Source organism: Candidatus Galacturonatibacter soehngenii (assembly GCF_008830185.1).
Classification (GTDB): domain Bacteria; phylum Bacillota; class Clostridia; order Lachnospirales; family Lachnospiraceae; genus Lachnotalea; species Lachnotalea soehngenii.
The window spans coordinates 550700-572422 of sequence record NZ_WAGX01000005.1; the positions used below are offsets into that span (position 1 = coordinate 550700).

Annotated in this window: 17 protein-coding genes; 1 reads left to right on the plus strand and 16 read right to left on the minus strand. The window is 36.3% G+C overall.

What is annotated here, in order from left to right:
* Positions 1 to 204: 204 nt before the first annotated feature.
* From F7O84_RS10045 to F7O84_RS10095, 11 genes are all read right to left on the minus strand, one after another.
* Entirely contained in the window at positions 205 to 1737 is a 1533-nt protein-coding gene (locus F7O84_RS10045) for a glycoside hydrolase family 43 protein (protein WP_151144513.1), read from the minus strand.
* Positions 1738 to 1749: 12 nt separating this feature from the next.
* On the minus strand, positions 1750 to 3300 hold the full coding sequence (locus F7O84_RS10050; protein ID WP_151144515.1) for a glycoside hydrolase family 43 protein: 1551 nt from the start codon (positions 3298 to 3300) through the stop codon (positions 1750 to 1752).
* Positions 3301 to 3315: 15 nt separating this feature from the next.
* Positions 3316 to 4452: a family 8 glycosyl hydrolase gene (locus tag F7O84_RS10055; RefSeq protein ID WP_151144517.1), complete on the minus strand. Its 1137-nt coding sequence runs from the start codon at positions 4450 to 4452 to the stop codon at positions 3316 to 3318.
* 9 nt (positions 4453 to 4461) lie between these two features.
* Positions 4462 to 5370: a carbohydrate ABC transporter permease gene (locus F7O84_RS10060; protein ID WP_151144519.1), complete on the minus strand. Its 909-nt coding sequence runs from the start codon at positions 5368 to 5370 to the stop codon at positions 4462 to 4464.
* A 13-nt stretch (positions 5371 to 5383) separates the two neighbouring features.
* Positions 5384 to 6325: an ABC transporter permease gene (locus F7O84_RS10065; protein WP_151146652.1), complete on the minus strand. Its 942-nt coding sequence runs from the start codon at positions 6323 to 6325 to the stop codon at positions 5384 to 5386.
* Between the two features lie 108 nt (positions 6326 to 6433).
* The gene (locus tag F7O84_RS10070) at positions 6434 to 8116 is read right to left on the minus strand and encodes an extracellular solute-binding protein (RefSeq protein ID WP_151144521.1); all 1683 of its coding nucleotides are present in this window, start codon (positions 8114 to 8116) and stop codon (positions 6434 to 6436) included.
* 128 nt (positions 8117 to 8244) lie between these two features.
* Positions 8245 to 9834 (minus strand): response regulator transcription factor, encoded by a 1590-nt coding sequence (locus F7O84_RS10075; protein ID WP_151144523.1) that lies wholly within the window; start codon positions 9832 to 9834, stop codon positions 8245 to 8247.
* Between the two features lie 15 nt (positions 9835 to 9849).
* Positions 9850 to 11619 (minus strand): sensor histidine kinase, encoded by a 1770-nt coding sequence (locus F7O84_RS10080; RefSeq protein ID WP_151144525.1) that lies wholly within the window; start codon positions 11617 to 11619, stop codon positions 9850 to 9852.
* 298 nt (positions 11620 to 11917) lie between these two features.
* Complete coding sequence (locus F7O84_RS10085) at positions 11918 to 12385, minus strand: LURP-one-related/scramblase family protein (protein WP_151144527.1); 468 nt, start codon at positions 12383 to 12385, stop codon at positions 11918 to 11920.
* A 12-nt stretch (positions 12386 to 12397) separates the two neighbouring features.
* A complete protein-coding gene (locus F7O84_RS10090) occupies positions 12398 to 13075 on the minus strand; it encodes a fructose-6-phosphate aldolase (RefSeq protein ID WP_151144530.1) in 678 nt (225 codons plus the stop codon).
* A gap of 14 nt (positions 13076 to 13089) precedes the next feature.
* The gene (locus tag F7O84_RS10095) at positions 13090 to 13836 is read right to left on the minus strand and encodes a DeoR/GlpR family DNA-binding transcription regulator (RefSeq protein ID WP_151144533.1); all 747 of its coding nucleotides are present in this window, start codon (positions 13834 to 13836) and stop codon (positions 13090 to 13092) included.
* 156 nt (positions 13837 to 13992) lie between these two features.
* Between F7O84_RS10095 and F7O84_RS10100 the strand changes: the two genes are divergently transcribed.
* Complete coding sequence (locus F7O84_RS10100; protein WP_151144536.1) at positions 13993 to 15504, plus strand: xylulokinase; 1512 nt, start codon at positions 13993 to 13995, stop codon at positions 15502 to 15504.
* A gap of 110 nt (positions 15505 to 15614) precedes the next feature.
* Here F7O84_RS10100 and F7O84_RS10105 read toward each other — a convergent pair whose 3' ends face one another.
* The 5 genes from F7O84_RS10105 to F7O84_RS10125 all read right to left on the minus strand — a co-directional run bounded on the left by F7O84_RS10105 (position 15615) and on the right by F7O84_RS10125 (position 21603).
* Positions 15615 to 16592, minus strand: a complete 978-nt coding sequence (locus F7O84_RS10105; RefSeq protein WP_151144539.1) for a Gfo/Idh/MocA family protein — start codon at positions 16590 to 16592, stop codon at positions 15615 to 15617.
* 29 nt (positions 16593 to 16621) lie between these two features.
* Positions 16622 to 17419: an AAC(3) family N-acetyltransferase gene (locus F7O84_RS10110; protein ID WP_151144542.1), complete on the minus strand. Its 798-nt coding sequence runs from the start codon at positions 17417 to 17419 to the stop codon at positions 16622 to 16624.
* A gap of 14 nt (positions 17420 to 17433) precedes the next feature.
* On the minus strand, positions 17434 to 17706 hold the full coding sequence (locus F7O84_RS10115; RefSeq protein ID WP_151144545.1) for a YciI family protein: 273 nt from the start codon (positions 17704 to 17706) through the stop codon (positions 17434 to 17436).
* A gap of 241 nt (positions 17707 to 17947) precedes the next feature.
* Positions 17948 to 18724: an SDR family NAD(P)-dependent oxidoreductase gene (locus tag F7O84_RS10120; protein ID WP_151144547.1), complete on the minus strand. Its 777-nt coding sequence runs from the start codon at positions 18722 to 18724 to the stop codon at positions 17948 to 17950.
* Between the two features lie 65 nt (positions 18725 to 18789).
* Complete coding sequence (locus F7O84_RS10125) at positions 18790 to 21603, minus strand: oxidoreductase (protein ID WP_151144550.1); 2814 nt, start codon at positions 21601 to 21603, stop codon at positions 18790 to 18792.
* Between the last annotated feature and the right edge of the window lie 120 nt (positions 21604 to 21723).

Genomic DNA, 21723 nt, shown 5'->3' on the forward strand with positions numbered 1-21723 from the left:
CTATTCTATGGTGCATGAAAGTGCAACTCATTATTTAATAGGGATATTGTAACATATCTCGTTCTTAAATACACGACTGTACTTGAATAGATTTTCGTTTCTCCAATAAAAAAGCAAGAAGTTAGAACCACCACTTATTTACTTGTGAGTGGTAGTTCTAACTTCTTGCTTTTTGGTTTTTATTGCATACAATTATAGAAAAGATTACACATATACAAAATTCATAAATTCCGCCTGTCCACCCGTCTGCTTAGTTGAGTAGCAAAACAGACCAAACCGACATCCTGTAAAATGATCCAATCTAAAATACAAAGAATGTGTCACACCAAGCTTTCGAAAGTATCCTTTGGATTCATAAAAAAACTCTGCACTATCCTTTTGATTGGTAAAGTCGACACGAACCATTAATGTCACTTCTTCATCTGTAATTGGTATTCTTGCATATTCGACAGGCGTAAAGTTAATATTGGTTTCTGGTTGTAAAGTATTTTCCTCTGTTTGTTTTCCATGCATACACACAAAGTATTTATCTTTTTCCTTAGTGATTGCAATCATTGCATAGTTTCCGATAAAGGCGCTAATTCCTGCAAAGTCACCTTCCTTTAGTTTTCTGGCATTTACTGTAACATATGCTTCACAAGCAGGATAACGCATACGCTGTGTTAAAGTGTTTACTGCTTGCCAAAGGTTCTTGCATATCTTGTCTGTACGAATGAATAAGCAACCTTTTATGGCATCAATATCCCAAAGATTGTTATTTGGTTCATGATTCCATTGCCAGACATATTTGGGTTTCAATGTGTTTGCACTTGTTTCTTCCCACCTAAAATCATCGCTTGCAGTGAGTCTTTTATAGTGATGAAATGGCTTGGTACTTTGAGATAGTAAGGTTGGTATATCAAGCGCGCTTGTGTGAAACACAGGATATGCATCCTTCCATGTTACTTGAATTAATACAGGCACGCGACCAATTGCTCCTTTATCCTGAAAAAGCATAGCATACCAGTCTCCACTAGGCGTATCAACAATCCCACCTTGTGCAATTCCTTGATTCAAATAGCTTGCATCATAGTCAAAGATATCACCACCTTGAAACTCCCCTTCGAGGTGATCTGCAACAAAGCATGCCTGTATTCTTTTCCACTTATGTGCATCAGAATGAATTAAAAATACATAATAGCGGTCAAAAATCTTATATACATGTGCCCCCTCATAACCCAATATCTCATTATTCTCATCATTTAGAATCATCCGATGAAGGCCATTTTCCTTGGGACCAGATAAGTCCTTTTCCAGTTCTGTAAGCCATATCTCTTTGTTTCCATATACAAGATATACTTTGTCATCGCTATCAAATAAGAGTGAGGCATCATGATAAAAGCCACTTACATAGCTTTTATCCCAAGTCCCCAAAATATTCTTTGTTTGATAGAGATATGTTTTTCTAGTATCATTTGCCACGAACAATACATAAAATGTATCCTTGTGAAAGCGAAGAGATGCTGCCCACATTCCTTTTCCGTAGATGTGATTCTCTCCTTCTAATCTCTGGGAAGGCGTACTGTCTAATGTCTCATAAACATAGCAAACATGCTCCCAATGAAGCAAATCATAGGAACTTAGAATTTCACATCCTGGCATAAAATGCATGGTAGTTGTCACCATGTAGTAGGTGTTTTTTACACGAATCACATCTGGATCTGGATAATCCATACGATAAATCCCATTTTGATTCATCAAATACACCACCTATTCCTTTAAAGCTTCGTAGGACAGCCATGCAAAGTCTGCATAATTGCTACTTTCACTTCCATTTGAAGTTGCATACATACCAATGGTGCATCCTGTAAATCCACCAGCAACTTCTGTACTTAACAAATGCATATCTACATTTTCTAACACCTTTTTATATTCTGCATTTACTCTATAATAAAAATCAGCCTCTTGACCTTTATTTACAATCTTTAATTCAAGTTTTTTAGCCGTTACTTCTTCTTTTACAAGAATCTTATCCACACCATTTTCGCATATAATTACCATAATCCACTCTTTGTTTGCTTCTTTTTTCTTTACAAAGCGAACGTGATATAAATTACTTTGTAATACGCAAAGTCCCGCTTCCTCTAATTCCTGTTTTGCTTCAAACTCTAAGTATGTACTGGCTTGGTAAAAGTAGTCTTTTTGCCTTACAGCCAGATAGGAAGGATTTGACTCTTCCTTAAGACTTTCTTTGAAGAGAAAAAGTCGAAGAAAATTCTCTCTCTTTGTTAAGCTATACATCTTATCCTTTGGATTTCGAAGCATTACAAAGGAGTCATCAAGCTGATTCGTTGTAAAATGATACGTTGATGATTTGGGAACTTTCTTCACTTCTTCTAACGAAAGAGTTACCTCTTGTTCAAGCTTTCCAATTCCTGCATTGATTACTGGCCAGTCTTGCTCCCAAGTAACCTTTGCAATAAAGGTTTCTCTTCCAAGATTTGTATAACCTTCATACTGTCTGGAAGCTAGCATTACCACATACCAGTTTCCATTTATATCATCTACCAAGTCTCCATGTCCAACATATCGTATTGGATAATCACTTCCTAAGTGTCTATGGGTTAAAATAGGATTATTGGGGTTATTTTCATAAGGCCCAGTTACTTCTTTACTTCTTGCAACTGTTATACTATGGTTTGGCCCTGTGCCTCCCTCTGCTATCATAAGGTAATAATAGTCTCCTTTTTTATATAGATGAGGTCCTTCAGGCCAGATTACACCATTTAAAGCTCCCTTCCAAAGTTTGGTACTCTCCCCCACTAACTTCATACTGGTAAGATTAACTTCTTGTACCCAGATTTCCCAGTCTCCGTTATATCTAACCCCTTCTGGGTTGGGTCTGGTTCCTACATAGTAACAACGATCATCCTCATCAAAGAAAAGACTTGGATCAATTCCTTGTGCCTCTTCTCCAAGATAATACGGTTCTGACCAAGGTCCGCTTGGCTGATTGGCTGTTACAATAAAATTACCACCGCTTGATACATTCGTCGTAATCATATAGAATATCCCTTTATGATAGCGTATCGTTGGTGCAAAAATCCCTCTGGAATGTCCACAGTTTCCTAACGGAAGCTGAGAACTTCGGTCTAATACATGCCCAATCTGCTCCCAGTTTAACAAATCTTTACTATGAAAAATAGGAACTCCTGGAAAATATGCAAAGCTTGAATTAACAAGATAAAAGTTATCTCCCACTCTGCATATCGAAGGATCTGGATAAAAACCTTTTAAAATTGGATTAGATGCTGTTACCATAAAAACTCCCTTCTGTCACCACACCCTATAGTTGCCACTTAAAGCAAGCAGTGCAAAAAAATACAAGCAATTATCATAATATCTTCTGTCTCCTTTACGAAGCGGCGTTTGATAAAACTGTTCTACAAAATCCTTTGCATATTTCCCCTTCGCAGCTAAAGATGCTTGAGCATTTGTTGCAATAACGGCTACTGGATGAAGTGCTTTCATATCTTCTACCTTTGTTCCATCAATTAGATAAACACCGTTACTATCTCCTTCTTCATAGTAAAAGCGCTGTAGCTTATCTGCTACTTCACATGCCCAGTCCTCTTTTTCAAACCAGACGTAATCAAGTGCAATATTCGCAATGGTACGGTATGCATCACTATAATACCAGTCATGTCTATCTTCGCTAAGTGACCAATTTCTAGGTGTACCATCATAATCTGCATACTCACCACAAAGACCAGTTCTTTCGTGGCAAGCTTTTTTTAGATACATACGACTTGCTTTTGCAGCCTCTTCCCAAAAAGGTCTATCCTCCTCATTTGCCCACATAGAAAATAGTTCGTAAAAATGCGGTAAATGATAGGATGGATCTGTAAAGTCACATTCTGTGATAAATTTAATCAAATGATTTTCTTTGTTCCACATTGGTTTACCAAGACCATCTTTTTCTCCTTTATGAAGGCAAGTATGAAGAATATCCCTTGCCTCTTTTTCATAGCAAAAGATTCCTTCTTTGTCTCCAAAGCGATGAGAGGCAAAAAACAGCGCCATTGCAAAAAACTCCTCTCCATCAGGAGCTGGTCCATATGCATTCTTGGTTCCGTTTGTCTGGCAAGACCATGCAAAATAACCCGCATTTTCGCCTTCTTCCATATACATATAGGTCTTAACCCATTTCCATAAGCGGTCAAACTCTTCTTGTCGATTCATTTGCACACACATCATCATGGCATACGACATGCCCTCACTTCGAACATCGTGGTTTCCTGTATCTTCTACATATCCCATATCAGGATCTACCACATGATAGATTCGCTCTTCCTCTGTTCCATAGAATAAGGTACAAAACGCATCTTCTACTTTTTTTTGAATCTCTTCTTTTGGATAACCATATTCATCAAAAATATTTGGATATTTCCCTGTTACAAATGCTCCTCTCATGCTTCCCTCCTATTCTTTTACGCCTCCAATGGTAAGTCCCGCTACAAAGTATCGTTGTAAAAATGGATAAAGACTCACAATAGGTAGCATTGTAAGTATCGTTGCCGCTGCACGAACCGAAGTAGGCGTAACTGCGGTGGCGGAATCTTTCATCGCCTGTATTGATGTACTTTGATTCATAACAGAAGACAAAAGCTTCATCAATTCATATTGCAAGGTTGTAAGACTCGTACTCATACGGTTATAAAGCATTGCATCAAACCATGAGTTCCAATGCCCTACTGCAATAAATAATGCAACAGTTGCATATACTGGCTTACATAGCGGTGAAATAATTCGAATAAAAATTGTCATCTCTCCTGCTCCATCAAGCTGAGCCGATTCTTCTAAGCTATCTGGGATCCCCCCCATATAAGTACGAATTACAAGCATATAAAATGCTCCTATCATACCAGGAATGATGTATACCATAAAGCTATTGGTAAGTCCTAGACCTTTATAAAGAAGAAATGTCGGAATCATTCCTCCGTTGACATACATGGTAATGACCCAAAAAAGGGACAATTCTTTTTTAAACAAAAAACGCTTTCTACTTACAATATAAGCAAGTAAGGCATTCGCTGCCAATGCGGTTAATGTTCCAAAAACGGTACGTAAAACGGTAATATACGCACCAATTAACAAGTTGTTTTTATGCAGTACCGTATTAAAATTCTTAAGTGTCCATTTACGTGGCCATAAATACAGGCCTCCTCTTAGTGAATCCGTTCCGTTATTAAATGCTAATACCAGAGTATTTAACACAGGATATAGTGTTATTACGACAAAAAGTATCATAAATACGGTATTAAGAACTATAAATATCTTATCACTAAGTGAAGTTTTTTTCTTCTCATGTAGAATCATTCTCTTATCCATTTTATACCCTCCCTTAGAATAATCGTTCTTCACCAGCTCGTTTTGCCATCTGGTTTGCTACTACAATTAGAATAATACTAACCATACTTTTGAATATACCTGCCGCAGTACCCAAAGAGTAGTCACCTTGGCTAATTCCCCATTTCAATACATAAATATCAATTGTTTGTGATACACTTTTCACCAAACCATTTCCAAGTAAGTACTGAACCTCAAAACCAGCATTTAATACATTACCAATATTCATCAATAATAAAATAATTATGGTTGGTTTGATTCCTGGAAGGGTAATATGTTTTATTCTCCCCCATCTTCCAGCCCCGTCAATTGCTGCTGCTTCATAAAGTGAGGGATCAATTCCAGTAATGGCAGATAGATAAATAATCGCATTCCAGCCCGTTTCTTTCCAAACATTTGCAAACGCTACAATCCCCCAAAAATATTTTGGATATGCAAAAAAATTAATTGGCTCTTTCAAAAGATGAAATCTTACAAGTAAATCATTTACAATACCAGTTCCTGATAACGCATCGTGTAAAATACCTGTTACAATAATCCAAGAAAGAAAATGAGGTAGATAAGAAATCGTTTGGACAACCTTTTTTCCTTTCTTAGATTTGATTTCATTTAATAGAATTGCAAAGATAATAGCTGTTAGAAATGTTGCAACAAGGTTGATAGCTCCCATTGCAAGTGTATTTCTTATTACTCGTATAAATAAGTCATCGGAGAATAACTGCACGAATTTGGATAACCCAATAAATTGAGAGTGAAAAAAACCTTCTTTTGGCTTATAATTTTGAAATGCCATCAGCCACCCTACAAGAGGAAGATAGCAAAATATAATTCCATATAAAACAAATAGAGATGACAAAAATAATAAAACCTTTTGTTTTTTTACCTCTTTCCAAGTAATTTTTCTATTTTTTTCTTTGCCTTTTAAGTCAGTTGGCATCTTTGTTTTTACCTTGCCTGAAACCGCGATTGACATTTTATGACTCCTTTCTTGACACAGTTTTTTTAGACAGCCAAGACTAAATACCTTGGCTGTCTGCATTAAAATTTATTGTGCCGATTGCTTTGAAACTTCAATCCTTCGGTCTACTTCCGCCTGTACTTCGTCTAAAAATGACTGTGGGTTACAACCATTGTATACTTCTTGATACTCTGTCCAAGCTTCCTCAAAGTCGGTTGCCATAACTACCTTTGGAAGATACTCATGTTTTAGTTCTCCAATTTTTGTCCAAGCCGTACCGCCTTCTGTTGCAGTTGTCATTGTTCCAACAAAACTATAAATTGGATACCATGGACCTGGGATTGGATTCGTTCCAATCATATCTACATAGGTCTTACATCCATATGCCTCTAAGCATTCTTGAACATTTTTAGGCAGACCACTTAAGAATTCAAGCGGCTGAATTTCTGGCTTGCAGGCATTGATACCATCTTGGCTCATTCCTGTGTAAGTAGGAAAATAAGAATAGGTACATAAGTGAGAAGCCTTATAGGCGGTATTTGCTGCCTCCATACGCATCTCATCCGTACGATAGAATAATCCGTCATCACCTACCAGATAATCTACATCTTTTACGCCCCAATGACGTAGTCTTATTACCTCTTCACTCAATAAATCATTTACAAATTGAAGTGCACCCTCCACATCCTTACAATCAACTGAAATTGAAAGACCTGAGCCTACATTAAGGGTATCTCCGGAAGTATGCCAGTTATTTTGAACTCCTTTTTCAATTGTAATTGGAAGTGGTACATAGTTACATCCTTGGTCTTCTAATCCTTGCTGTTTTAATGCATCGTTAACGGTATAAGCAAAATTCCACCACTGGTCAATCATACCAAGAACACGTCCCGTTGAAAGCTTTGCTATATATTCATCATAAATTTGTGTGAAGGATTCTGGATCTACAATTCCCTTATGGAACTCTTCATTTAGCTTCTGGAAATAACGTTTTGCAGTCGGTGTCATATTGTAGTCAATTACTTTTTCTGTCTTAGGATCTACAATACAACTTCCGTCATTTGCATATCCATCTAAGAACAATGGTGCATTTTCAAGACAAAAATATCTCCAGTCATCACATAGAATCGTATATGGTATGTTTGCTGTTCCATCCTCCATGGTTGGATTTGCTTCATTGTATCGCTCTATCAAATCAAAGTACTCATCCATTGTGGTTATTTTAGGATATCCTGCCCATTTAAGAACACGGGTCTGAATCCAAAATGCCTCATCGTTATGAGTTGTTTCTATATTTTCTCCATAGCTATTATTAAATTGCGGTATCCAGTATATGTGACCATCTGATTGTCTTAATTTATCCCATTCTTCCTCTGTGAAGAAATTTTTAATATTTGGATAGTCATCTAAATAATCATCTAATGCTACAAGCGCCCCTGCATCATAAAGTTGCGCCGTTCCATCACTTCCGCAAATAAAATCAGGATACTCCCCACCTGCAATTAATGTTCCTACTGCTTCTTCTGCAGTTTGCCCTGTGAGCCAGGTTTCTTTTACTTTAGCTCCTGTAATCTCAGCTATCATTTGCTGAATTTCATTGTCATCATTAATTTCATTTCCAGGTACTGCAAAAAATGCAGTGTATTCTCTGATTTCTTTTCCCCCGTCTGTTGTGGTCTTGCTTGTTTGTGCATCTTTTGCACACCCCATCATGGTTGCCGCTGCCATGGTTAACACCATAAATGCAGCAGTAAGTTGTTTTCTTTTCAATTTTATTACCTCCCTTTCTCTTTCTACTTTCATTTTACTTTTCTTCCCCTTAAAAACAACAGGTCAAACTAGATAAAAGAACAGGGCAAAATATATAAGTTTTACAAACTATATTTCACCCTGCTTCTTTACTCTTTGATTCCCTTACGATATTTGGAAGGCGTACAACCTTTTATTAAAATAAAACGATTCACAAAATAATCCAAATCATGGTATCCTACTTCTTTCGCAATCTGATAGATTTTATCATCAGTTCCAAGCAATTGAACAGCAGCCTGCTCAATCCTATAATTGTTTAAATAATCTTTAAACGACTGACCATATTTTTTTCGAAATAACTGTCCAAGGTAAGCACTGTTTATGTAGTATTTTTTACTTAATTCTCGAAGTGTTAAATTACTTGCGTAGTTTTCTTTTATTTCCCTGTCTATCTCAAATAAAATCCCACGTGATACATTCTTTCGAAGCTGCTCAAGGTAACTTGCATAATCACAGGCAAATTTAGTCAGATGTGTCTTTCCACCACGCATACTTCCCCCTTCAAATGCATTTTCACTGATATAGCGTATCACTTCTTCTTGATTGATATCATCATCTTGCTTTGCCGCCAGATGAACCAGCTGAAACAACAAATAGTTGATGTTTAAATCAATTGTTTCCTTTGTAAACTCCATTCGATTCATTTCGGCATAGAGTTTTTCTACACTTTCTATGATTTTATACTTCTCGTTTTTTTCCACTGATAGTAATAATTCGTCAAGGCTTTGTTTGCATAACACAATTCCTTTATTGGTTACTTGTACTTCTTCTTCATAAAAATAAAGATGCTTTTTAAGTCGAAATGCCTGAAAAGACCTTAAAATACAAGCCGTTGCATAAGACTTTGATATCTTAGAAACATCACTTACCGTCTTTCCTACAAACATAACTACCGATACCTTTAAATCCTTCTGTAAAAACTGTAGAAAATGCTCTAAGTAAGCTTGTTTACTTATGTTCCTTTCTTTTGCCATATAATCACAATATACAAAGCCAATATCATAACTTTTTTCGTGACTAGACACATCAAAAATACAATGTGATTCATCCTCTTTTAAAAAATGAAGACATGTCGCATATAATTTACGCTGCATATTTCTTTTTTCTTCATCTGTTTGCTCTTCACTAAGCCCCATGTAATCAATTTCAATGTGAACATAGCTGACTCCATCTGATAATCTCATATAATTTTTAATGTAAGAGAGATTTTTTTCATCGTATTTTCCAAATATCAAAGATATCATATTTCTCGCAAAATAGGCTTTTTCAAGCTCTTGATTCGTTTGCTTTATTTTCTTGCTTCCTTTGTTTAACAAAGAAAGTTTGCGAAGTATTTTAACTAATTCTGTTTGAATGACTGGCTTTAGTATATAGTCATAACAATCATAGCGAATTGCTTGCTGTGCATAAGCAAAGTCTCCATATCCGCTTAAAATAATAAAATATGCCTCTGATATATTCTTCGTTCTGATTCTTTCAAGCAACTCTAATCCGTTCATCACAGGCATCTTTATATCTGCAATAATCAAATCGACCACATTTTCTTGCAAATACTCAAATGCCTCCATTCCATTAGCAGCTGTCTTGACAATCTCATAACCTTCCTTTTCCCAGTCAATCAATACTTGTAAGCCTTGTACAATAAAAGGCTCATCATCTACTAATAAAACACGAAGCATAGTCGCTTCCTCCCTCTATTCTAATATGCAAAACGTTGGAATCTTAATCGTAATTAATGTAAACACCCCAACTTCACTTTCCACTTCAAAACTCACCTTATTCTTTGTTGCCATTTTCAAACGCAAACACGCATTTAACATCCCTACCCCTTTTTTATTTTTTAATTGTTCAATGTTTGCGTATTTCATTTTATCTTTTAATTCCTGCAACAACATGGTATCAATTCCTGCTCCCGTATCTTCCACCTCAATGTAAAAATACCCTTCTTTTTTATAAATTCTTATAAATATCCATCCTGGCGTTGCCTTTGATTCCATTCCATGCACACAGGCATTTTCTACAAAGGTAACAATGGTCAGCTTTGGAATTTTAAATTGCTGACAATCTTCTTCTATGTCAAGCTCATAGGAGAGTTTTTCTCCAAATCGATATTTTTGTAGTTCTAAGTAAGCTTTTACAAATTTAATTTCTTCCGCTACACTGATATAGTCTGTTCTCCAATCAAAATTTTGCCTCTCCATCAAAGCTAGCTGTTCTACCATATGTGCAGTTTCAAATTCTTGCTTTAATATACTATGCATACGAATACTTTCTAGAGCATTGAATAGAAAGTGCGGATTGATTTGACTATGTAATGCCAAAAGCTGTGCTTTTTGTCTTTCAATATCCATCTCCTGTTCTCTTAGACGGTCAATATACACCGTTTGGATTAGCTCATTAATGGTTCGAACCATGCGGTTATAATTTCGCATAACTGAACCAATTTCATCTTTTCCTCTTACATTTTTAATTTCAGCCAACTTTTCCTCATCCATGTGCATAAATACTTTGCTTAACTCTTGCAATCGTGTCGTGAAAGAGCGATTTATTATCATCATAAATATCCAAGGTAAAATAGCATTGATTAGAATCAACAAAAAAATGATAGGCATGTTACTACGTATTTGAGTCACAATCTGTGCTTTTGGCTTTAATACATATATATCCAAATCCATCCCATATAATGTTATAGACTTTGTGAATCCTACTTTTTTCTTGAGCATAAAGGTATCAAAATCACTTCCGACATTGGTATGTCCAGTATTGGATAATATGATTTGATTGTCAAAGCATACAAAAACAGGTGCATCATAATTCATTTTTACAAAGCTACGCACCATACTACTGTAATCCATATCTAGTTTGACTATCTTCTCACAACTATCCCTCTTATAAAAATTTAGTTTACGAATAAAGGAGATTTTACGCTTTGCATCTACCGCTGGACTCTTACTATTATCGTAATAAATGAATAAAGCCATATCTTGATTTGCCATTTGTAAGTACTGATACCATTTTTGTTCTTTTACGGTTTCGAGTCTAGAAAACTCTCCTCCATTCACAATGGTAGCATTGTCCGCATACATCGTAATCATAGAATCTGTAATTCCAATACTGCTTTCAAATAAGGAATCCTTCATAAAGGTTTGATAGCTTAGATAGTAATCCAATTCTGACTTATACTCCTTATCCATAAATTGGTTTACGTATTTATTCATATATATCTTTTTCGTTGCATTTGCTGCCGATTCAATATCATACGCTAGATTATAGTGTACTGCACTTGCTATATTTTCCATACCGCTTTGCATGGATTTATGCTCGGTTTGTACCACGATGTATAATATAACACTATCGGTTAAAATCAAGGGTATTAGTACGCAATAAACGTATAATATGCGAAGCTTTTTTTTAATCTCATAGTCATCTACCCTTCGTATAATCTGTTGCCACAATTCTCCCATCACATTCCCCCTCTATCATACTGTTCGTCTTAATGGTAAGAGTAATCAGCTTGATAACGGTTAATCATCTATATATTATCGTTATCATATCAAACCAAATCAGAAAGACCACCCTATAAATTATATCACTTCTCCCTATAAATTAGTGTAAAAAAGTGTCTACTTCACCCTAACACCCACACAGGTTACAAATCACTGTCTTTTAATTCTATAAAAAGATGCTCCTATAAGTTCGTATAAGAGCATCTTTCTATTTGTTATTTTGATTGAAAGTCCCATCATCTTTTCATTGATTACCTTAATTACGTGAACATTTCTCTGCATCAATTGCAAGCACCAACATAAGTACGTAAAGAGCATCCTGCGGATTTTGAATATCCATGGAGTAGGTATCCGTAAAATTCCACAATTCCTTACTTACCGTAGCAACCAAGTGATTTCCCTGATAGATTTCATAGTCCCACTCCATAATATGTCCTTGCACTTGCCAGCCATTAAAATCGATGTTGTATTTGGGTGAAAAAAATGTAAATTCTTTGCTAATACATCCAATGTATTGGTCTCTTTTATACAATTCAAACTTTGGTAAAAAAGTTAACAAAACCTGCTTTACTGTCGCTATATGATTACCTGATCTATCATGTATATGCAAGCGATGGCCAAAGCTTAATTGTCCTTTTACACTATAGATGGTTTCTCCTGTTTCATCATAAATATCATAGCTATCAAGCCATGAGAAAAATCTTTGTTTAAATAATAACTTCATGTTCTCTCCTATCTACAATTGATAAAGAAAATGCTGGCCAAAGGTTTCCATCCAATCCTTTTCAAAATCATTGACTGCTTTTGTGATTGCTGGTAGCTGTAAGGCTTCGCAAAGAATCTGCGGGGCCATAGTAGCAGACTGTGCACCTGCTATAAAGGCTTGATCAATTTGTCCTGCATTTTTAAAGCTAGCCGCAAGTATCTTTGTTGCATAGTTATATTGACGAATCATTGCTGCAAAAGAAGCAATTGTCTCTTTTGGATCAATCCCACTATTTTCCATACGGTTATAGTATGGTGCAATGTAATCTGCTCCTGCCTCCATCGCTAAGAATCCTTGCTGCTTTGTATAAATGGCTGTCGCAGTCACATTTATATGCTCTTCTTTTAACTTTTTAATTACTTTTATCCCTTCTAGTGTAACAGGAACTTTGATATACACTTTGTCATCTACTTGCTCCAAAATAGCTTGTGCATCCTTTAACATTCCTAGTGCATCCGAAGCTGTAACTTGAATATGGAGACTTTTATCCATTCCAATCATCGAACGAATCTGCTTCATATGGGAAAAGAATTCAATCTGCCCCTCCTTCTTAACAATGGATGGATTGGAAGTAACTCCTGCTATTGTAAAATAGCTTTGGTATGTTTCAATCTCAAATAAATTTGCAGTATCCAATAAGTATTCCATGTCACTTTTCTCCTTTATACTGTTGTAATATTTACTCCCTGACTTTTTATATATTCTAATTCATCCTTTTGAATTCCTGAATCCGTTATAATGCAAGCTACATCCTTAAGATTTAGGTATGATACCGTTGCATTTTTTTGAAATTTTTCCGATTCTGCTAACACGATCGTATTCTTTGCCGATTCTATCATTGTTTTTAACGTTTCCAGACGAATCAGGTCATTTCCCATAAAACCATGTTGTCTTGTATAGCCATCCGTACCTACAAATATCTTATCCACAGTAAAACCTTTGATGCAAGCTTTTGTCATAGTTCCCACAAGTGCCTGCCATTTTTTCTGGTATATACCTCCTAGTAAGACAATGTTAACATCGTTTAAATCCTTTACATAATTTGCTATATGCAACGAGTTCGTAATAATCGTAATATCTTTCTTTGCTTTTACTAATTCTTCTGCAAATAGAGCGCACGTAGAACCTGCTTCAATTATTACACTTTCTCCATCTTCCACAAGATTAACGGCATACGCCGCAATTTTCTTTTTTATCTCATAGTGAAATGCCATGCGATAATTAATATTATTTGGATCATTTAAAAGTGCATAGCCTCTTTCTCTTTTTAAAATTCCTCTCTGGGAAAGATAATCAAGGTCCTTTCTTATCGTGACCTGTGATGTGGAAAGATGTCTTGCCAACTCATTAACTTCTACCTTTTCATGGAGGCTTACATATTCTATCAACTGTGCATGTCTCTCGTTCATATGCCACTTCCTTATTCCATATTTCTTTTATCATAACATTATGTTATATTCGAGTCAATAATTACTTTCGTACGAAAGTAATTTCGTTTTCGTTTGTTTACTTTCTTATTTTTTCATGGTACAATAGATAAAAATAATATTAGGGAGGAATTCAACTTGACCAAATATCTGATTGCACATGATTTAGGGACCTCAGGTAACAAAGCATCCTTATTTTCTACAGATGGTAAATTACTAAAAAGCTATACTGTTTCATATGAAGTCAATTTTTACTCAAAGCATTGTGCGGAGCAAAATCCAATGGATTGGTTTGATGCAGTTTGCGTTGCTACAAGTGAAATAACGAAAGACATCAATAAGAAGGATGTCCTTGCACTCTCCTTCTCTGGTCAGATGTCTTCTTGTGTCATAGTAGATGAAGATTGTACACCCTTGTATCCAGCACTTATTTGGGCCGATCAACGAGCTAGCAAGCAGGCCAATGAGCTGATAGAGCGCGTTGGTTTTGAGCGCATGTATGAATTAACAGGTCATCGTGCCAGTGCTAGCTATAGTCTTGAGAAACTCATGTGGATCAAAGAAAACGAACCTGAACTCTATGAAAAGACTTACAAAATGCTTTTAGCAAAAGATTTTGTTATTGCTAAGCTTACGAATCAATTTGTCACCGACTATTCAGATGCCTCTGGTACGAATGCATTGGATTTGAAAAAGCGTTGTTGGTCAACAGAAATCCTAACCGCATCAGGTATTCATCCTGATAAGCTTCCAACCCTTCACGAGTCAACGGATGTTATTGGCTCACTAACTTTAAAAGCTGCACAGCTTCTAAATCTCACAACAGACACGCTTGTTGTCTGTGGAGGAGGCGATGGGCCTTGCTCTGCTGTTGGAGCTGGTTGCATTAATCCTTTGGAATTATTTCTTACCTTCGGTACGTCTGCTTGGATTGGCGCAACGACAAAGGATGTTTTTCTAGATAAGAATAAAATTCTTTTTTGTTTTGCTCATGTTATACCAGGTCACTATATGCCTTGTGGTACAATGCAGGCCGCAGGTAGTGCCTACTCTTATATCAAGGAAGCATTGTGTCAATCTGAAATCAAAGAAGCAAACGAGCAAAAACTATCTGTTTATGAATTATTGAATGCACAAATTGAAAACTCCCCTGCTGGTGCAAAGGGACTTATGTTTTTGCCCTACTTGCTTGGGGAGAGAAGTCCACGTTGGAATCCAAATACCTTTGGTAGTTTTCTTGGAATTAAGATGCATCATGAGAAGGCAGATTATTTACGTGCTGTTTTAGAAGGTGTCGCTATGAATTTAGCACTAATATTTGATGCTTATCAAGAAAGTCTTACGACTAAAGAAATGATATTCACAGGTGGCGGCGCAAAAGGAGATACCTTAACACAAATCCTCTCCGATGTCTTACAAGTTAGTCTAAAACGTCCTGACCATGTGGAAAATGCAACTTCCATTGCTGCTGCGTTAATTGCAGGAATCGGCGTTGGTGTGTTTGAGGATTTTTCTGAGATAAAGCGCTTTTTAACGGTGAGTAATTATACACATCCAAATAGTAAGAATGCTTTCTTATATCAATCGAAAAAAGAACTCTTTGATAAAGCGTATCATTGTCTTGAGCCTTTGTTTGACGAAACGTTTTAAATATTGATTGTCTCTTGTTTCTAATCCTAAGTTTTAATCTTTGGGCTTTATGGTAAAAAAAGAAGTTGTTATAAGTTAAGTTTCTTATAACAACTTCTTTAAAATCCTTATTATTTTTTATCAAAAATCTGTCGTAACGCTTCATCTATTACTTTCGCATTGTTATAGGAATCCTCAAATGTAATTAAAGGTTTTTCACCCTCTAATATACATCTGCCAAGCTGTTCTACTTCAAGCATATAATTATGTGGACAGTTTACCATTATTTCTTCCACTCCAGATTGTGTTGTTACTAAAATTTTTATATCTCCTTTTGTATTAAATTGAACTGGAACGTGGATTACCCCTGTGTCACCAACAATGGTATATTCACTTCTTTTCGCACTATTAAACGCACAATAGGATACTGCCTTTAACCCGCCTTCAAAATCCATGACGATGCAACTACTTACATCTACATTGGTTTCTCCAATTTCACCTGTTGCATATATCTTTGTTGGTTCTCCTCCTGCGATATGGCGAATGATATTTAAGTTATAACATCCCACATCATAGGTAGCTCCGCCAAATAAAGCATCATCTAATCTAACATCTTTCTCACGATTCATAAAATAGCTAAAATGAGATTCTATGAACTTAAGATTACCAATTGCGCCTTCTTCCACTAACGATTTTACTTTTTTTGTTAATGGACTATGTCGATATGCAAAGGCCTCCATAAGAAACACCTGATTCTTATCAGCCGCCTCCTTCATCTTTAATACCTCATCCGCACTAACTCCCAACGGTTTTTCACATAAAATATGTTTCTTTTTCTCTGCCGCTTTTATTGTCCACTCACAGTGAAGCCCATTTGGAAGCGGAATATATATGGCGTCAATTTCAGGATCGTCAAGCATTTCTTCATAGCTAGTGTAAGTCTTTACTGGATTAAATTTCTCTTTAAAGCTTTCTAACTTTTCACCGCCACCTCTGCTTGACAATGCATAAAGTTTTGCATTGTTCGCACTTAAAATTCCTGGAATCACAGAGCTTTCCGCTATTCCTGCACATCCTATAACACCCCAATTTACTATCGATTTGCTCATATCTTATCCTTCTTTCTCTTTTATATTTTTTACTTTCTGTTTGCATTAATCCATTCAATTGCATAATCTACGAGTTCCCTTTGATTCATACATTTTATATATGTATTACCAATTTCAGTTGTTTTAACCCCAATTTGCTTTTCAAAGTTTTCTCCAATCTCTTCAAAGTCCTCTCCATCTACATATAAAGTATCATATGTAATCCACTCTCTTTTTCCTTCAATTATAACTGCACTGCTTTCCTTTACATCGTGCTTGGATGGGTAATTTGCTAATGCATCTGCTAAATGCAGTGAGGTATTCTTATCATATCCCACTCCAATCAATAGCACTTTTGCATTTTGTAAATATAATTTATGAATAGGAGATTCTATACCAAAAATATTGCTGATGTCATGATCTTGAGTCAGATATTGAGCATGCTTACCTATAGCTGCCACCGAACGTGCTGGGTGATCACTTCGAAATACTCCAGGCCAACTTCGAAACATTTCGGCAACCGCACCCATAGTGTTAGTTGGTGTAATATTTTTATCGTAAGCAGGCCAGTTTTCACGTATTGTCTGCCACCATTCTTTTGGTTCATTCCAATGAACGCCTGACTCAGGGTCTAAGTTCTTCCATGACTGGGTTGGCATCATTATCGTTCCATCGCTACCAACTGCCTCAATGAGAGCTTCTATTACTATTTGTGCCCCTCCACAGACATAACCCATTTTACTTAAAGAGGTATGTACAATAACCGTATCTCCTTTAACAACTCCAACTTTTCTTATTGCGTTTATTATATCCTTTTTTAATACTAATTTTCGTTCAAATGATTCCATATGATACCCCCTATTTATAGCAAATAGTTATTTTCTTGATTCGCAACCGCAAATGTCCTAAGCTCATATGTTTTACAACCAGACGCAACAAATGGATCGGACTCTGCAATTTTGACTGCTTCCTCTTTATCTTCCACAGAAAGTATCACCATACCACCTGGAAAATCGGTAAATGGACCACATAATACAAGTTGGTTTTGTCGATCTAACTCTTTTAAAAATTCTACATGACTTTGAATTAATGATTCATTGATTGGCAAAAAATTCTTCATTAAATAAACATACATATTTATCCCCCCCGTATTTTGACCTGTAAAAATAGTAACATTAAAACTGTAACAAGACAAGATAGAAAACTCTTAACTTCTTAAAAATGAAGCTTATAATCCCTTATAATGGAAATAAACACCAAAAAACAGAAAAAGTATGACAAATAAATGATTCAACATTAAAACGCACTTAATAACAAAGGTTATTAAGTGCGTCAGATAAGCGACAACTAAAGTTATAAGGCGTCAACCATATATTTTATACAAGTGCTCCTCCGCCATCTACAATAATAAACTGACCTTGTACATAGCTTGATGCATCACTTGATAGATAAAGAACCGTTCCGTTTAGCTCTCCACGGTTACCAGGACGTCCAGCTGGATTCATCGTGTTATATTTTGTTAGGAATTCTTCTGATTTAAACAAAGTAGAGCTAGTCATTTCACTTTCAAATAGTGCTGGTCCTATTGCATTTACTGTGATACCATATCTAGCATAGGAGGCTGCCATACCTCTTGTTAATCCAACTACAGCTGCTTTAGAGGAATTATAGGAATGTCTGATGAACATATCAAATTTATCCGCAATAATTGCATTTACAGACGCTATATTGATGACTTTTCCATATCCTCTTTCTTTCATTTGAGGAATTACATACTTACTTGCCAGAAAAATTCCCTTTACGTTCGTATCAAAAGATTTATCCCATTCCTCTACTGTCATGCTATCTACTCCACCGCGCACCGCTACGCCCGCATTATTCAGTAGGATATCAATATGTCCAAAGGCATTTAATACTGTATCGATTGCTGTCTTAACACTTTCTTCCTCTGTTACATCACAAACAACAGAAATTACCTTTCTACCAGTCTTTTCAATCTCACTCTTTACTGCATCTAGCTTTTCCACTCTTCTTGCAAGCAATGCCACATCCGCTCCTGCTTTTGCATAAGCAAGTGCCGCATCTGCTCCTAGTCCTGAGCTTGCTCCTGTTATTACTGCCACTTTACCTGTTAAATCAAAATAATTATCCATATCTTATATCCTCTCTTTCTTTTTTATGAAAAGGGTTAATACCTTTTTAACAATATAAAATTTAACTAAATACGACCTGTTTCCATAAAGGCAGTACGGTCATAACGTCCAGTTAGTAAATACGGCATAATTTCATCTGTCTTTAAATTCTCAACTAAATTTAGTTTGTGTACAAGCAGACTGTTTTTAGAATAAGCACCACCTATTATTGTATGAATTGGAAGCTCTGCCCATGGATCATCGATACTGGATTTTAATTTCATGGTTACCGTTCCTGGCTCCCATGACTGATAATTATATTCACACTGATTCATCAGCAATGCTCCATTTTGAAAATGAGATACACCATTTTCATCTGGCATACGATCAAAATGAAAATAAAATCCGCCTCCAAAGGTCTGTTTACCTGCTGCTGGAAATTGATACAATGCCGCTGTTAGAGGACTATTATATTCTCCTAATTTCATAGTGACATCTACAAGTTGCGTTCCTCTTCTTGTAACCCCTGCTGTCACATAATCTTTCTCTCTTCGAATGACAAATTCTGCCCCTAACTTCTTTGGAATGCTTCCATTGTCTCGCCCACATTGAACTGCCATTTCTGCTCCTGCTCCACCAAGTACCAGTCCCATTGTATAAAGCCCAAGTGTATTTCCATAGGTTGCATAAACTCCTAGTATTGCTTCGTAATAATCATCAGCAAAGGTTGGGTTGTTTACATGACAGATAGACAATGTCACAACAGGCATGGAAAATGGTTTTAACGGTGGTGGAAGGATTCTTTCTATGGCCAAAGGATCCGTAAGATAACTGATATATAATCCCTCTTGGTTATCCATCAAGGATACCTTTCCAAAATTTGCAATATCATCCTTATCAAGTTTAAAGCTTGCTGTTTTTTCTACTTTTCTAAATAGCTCTCTTCCAACTTCATAACCAGTTCTTGTTGCTGGGGCTATCGTACCGTCTTTTACAGCACTACCGATTACTTTTACATCCATTCCTTGCTCTTGTAACTGTGAAAGTAAGGATTGGTCTGGTTTAAATCCAAGAGAAAGTACAACTGCATCTGTGCATATTTCTACCTCTTCTTTGGTATTTAGGTTTTCTAATCGAACTATATGCTCCTTAATTTCTATAAGCGAATGATTCAATAAATACGTTGCCCCTAATTTACTTAGACGGCCACAGACATCTAAGACATTCGTAGGGTTAGCATTTGGCGCAGGTTTATCAAGCATATCTATAATTGTAACTTGATTGTTTTTCTCTGCCAAATATTGCGCTGTCTCAAGTCCTGTTAATCCAGCTCCAATCACTGCTATTTTTTTCTTTTCTAATTTTACATCACCTGATAATACAGCTTCAACGCTGTAAACATGCTTCTCTTTTATTCCTGGTATCTTTTCTGGTATCACAGATGTTGAGCCAGTCGCAAGAATAACTGCATCTGGTTGATGTTTCATAATTAAATCAGGTGTAGCATCAGTATTTAATATAACCTCTACTCCCAGTGTCTCAAATTCGTTCTTATAATAATCTGCAATCCACTGCATACGTTCTTTTAATGGTGGTTGTTTTGCCAAATTAACGGTTCCACCAAGCTCACTTTTTCGATCTATCAAGGTTACTTTTACACCACGAAGAGCTAATGTTTGTGCGGCACACATACCTGCTGGTCCTGCGCCTACAATCACTACTTTATGTTGTTCTAAATCATATTCTAGATCTCCATACTTTTTCTCTCGTGCATACGTTGGATTAATCGCACATTCAGGTGGCATACCCGTCGCATTGTATTCACTTAGACTCTCAAAACAGCGAAGGCAAGAAATACATTTACGTAATTCTTTTTCTCTCCCCTCTTGTACCTTTTTCCCCCAGTTTGCATCCGCATTCCAGCTTCGTCCCATCGATACAAAATCAAGTACTCCTTGTTCTAAGAACTCTTGTGCAACGGCTGGATCTCGAAATACCGATACCCCAATTACTGGTATTTTCACATGACTTTTGATTGCAAGTAATAAATTCTTTCTCCACCCTTGTGGAAAAGAAATAGGCTCAACACAAGTCATTCCTGTCTCATATAAACCACAGCTTACATCAATAAAATCGATTCCTGCCTGTTCGAATGCAACAGCAATTTTAATTCCATCTTCTATACGAATGTAATCTTGTGTTACCCCTGTTTTATCCAAGAATTCCTCCACACTTAAGCGAACACCTATTGGAAAATCAGGACCACAGGCCTTTCGAATCCCCTCAATTATCTCCATAACAATTCTAAGACGATTTTCAAAGCTTCCGCCATATTCGTCCTCTCTTTTGTTGGTATAGGGGGATAAAAACTGCTGCAAAAGATATCCATGGGCTGCATGTAGTTCTACACCATCACCTCCTGCTTTTTGTACTCTAACCGCTCCATTGATAAATTGCTGAATTAATTCCTTAATCTCTTCTATTGTAAGTGCTCTTGTTTCTTGCTTTGCCTTTTTGCAAGGAATCGCAGAAGGAGCAACAACTGGTTGCCCACCAAGTAGTGCTGAAACCGTTTCACGTCCTGGATGATGCAATTGTATCAAAAGCTTACTTCCATGCTTATGCACTGCCATAGCAAGTTTAGAGAGTGGTTCAATGTGTTTATCCTTTGTAACAGATAGCTGTCTTAAAAGCCCAGCCCCATGAACATCATTTACCCGAGTAATTTCTGGTATAATAATTCCAGCTCCACCAATGGCTCTTTTTTCATAAAAAGTAATCATGTCCTCTGATGGTGTTCCATCTAAATTAGCAAGCCCACACCCCATTGGTGACATAACCAGTCGGTTTTTTGTAGTCATTTTACCAATACTTCCTGCTTCAAAAATTTTATTATACATGCTTTACCTCCACCTTTTTTCTCTTACTTTTCTTAAGAATACGTGATAGCCCTTATATTTACAACGTGCACCATATATGATAAAAAATTGACAATTTGTTTATGATGCACTATAGTAAAA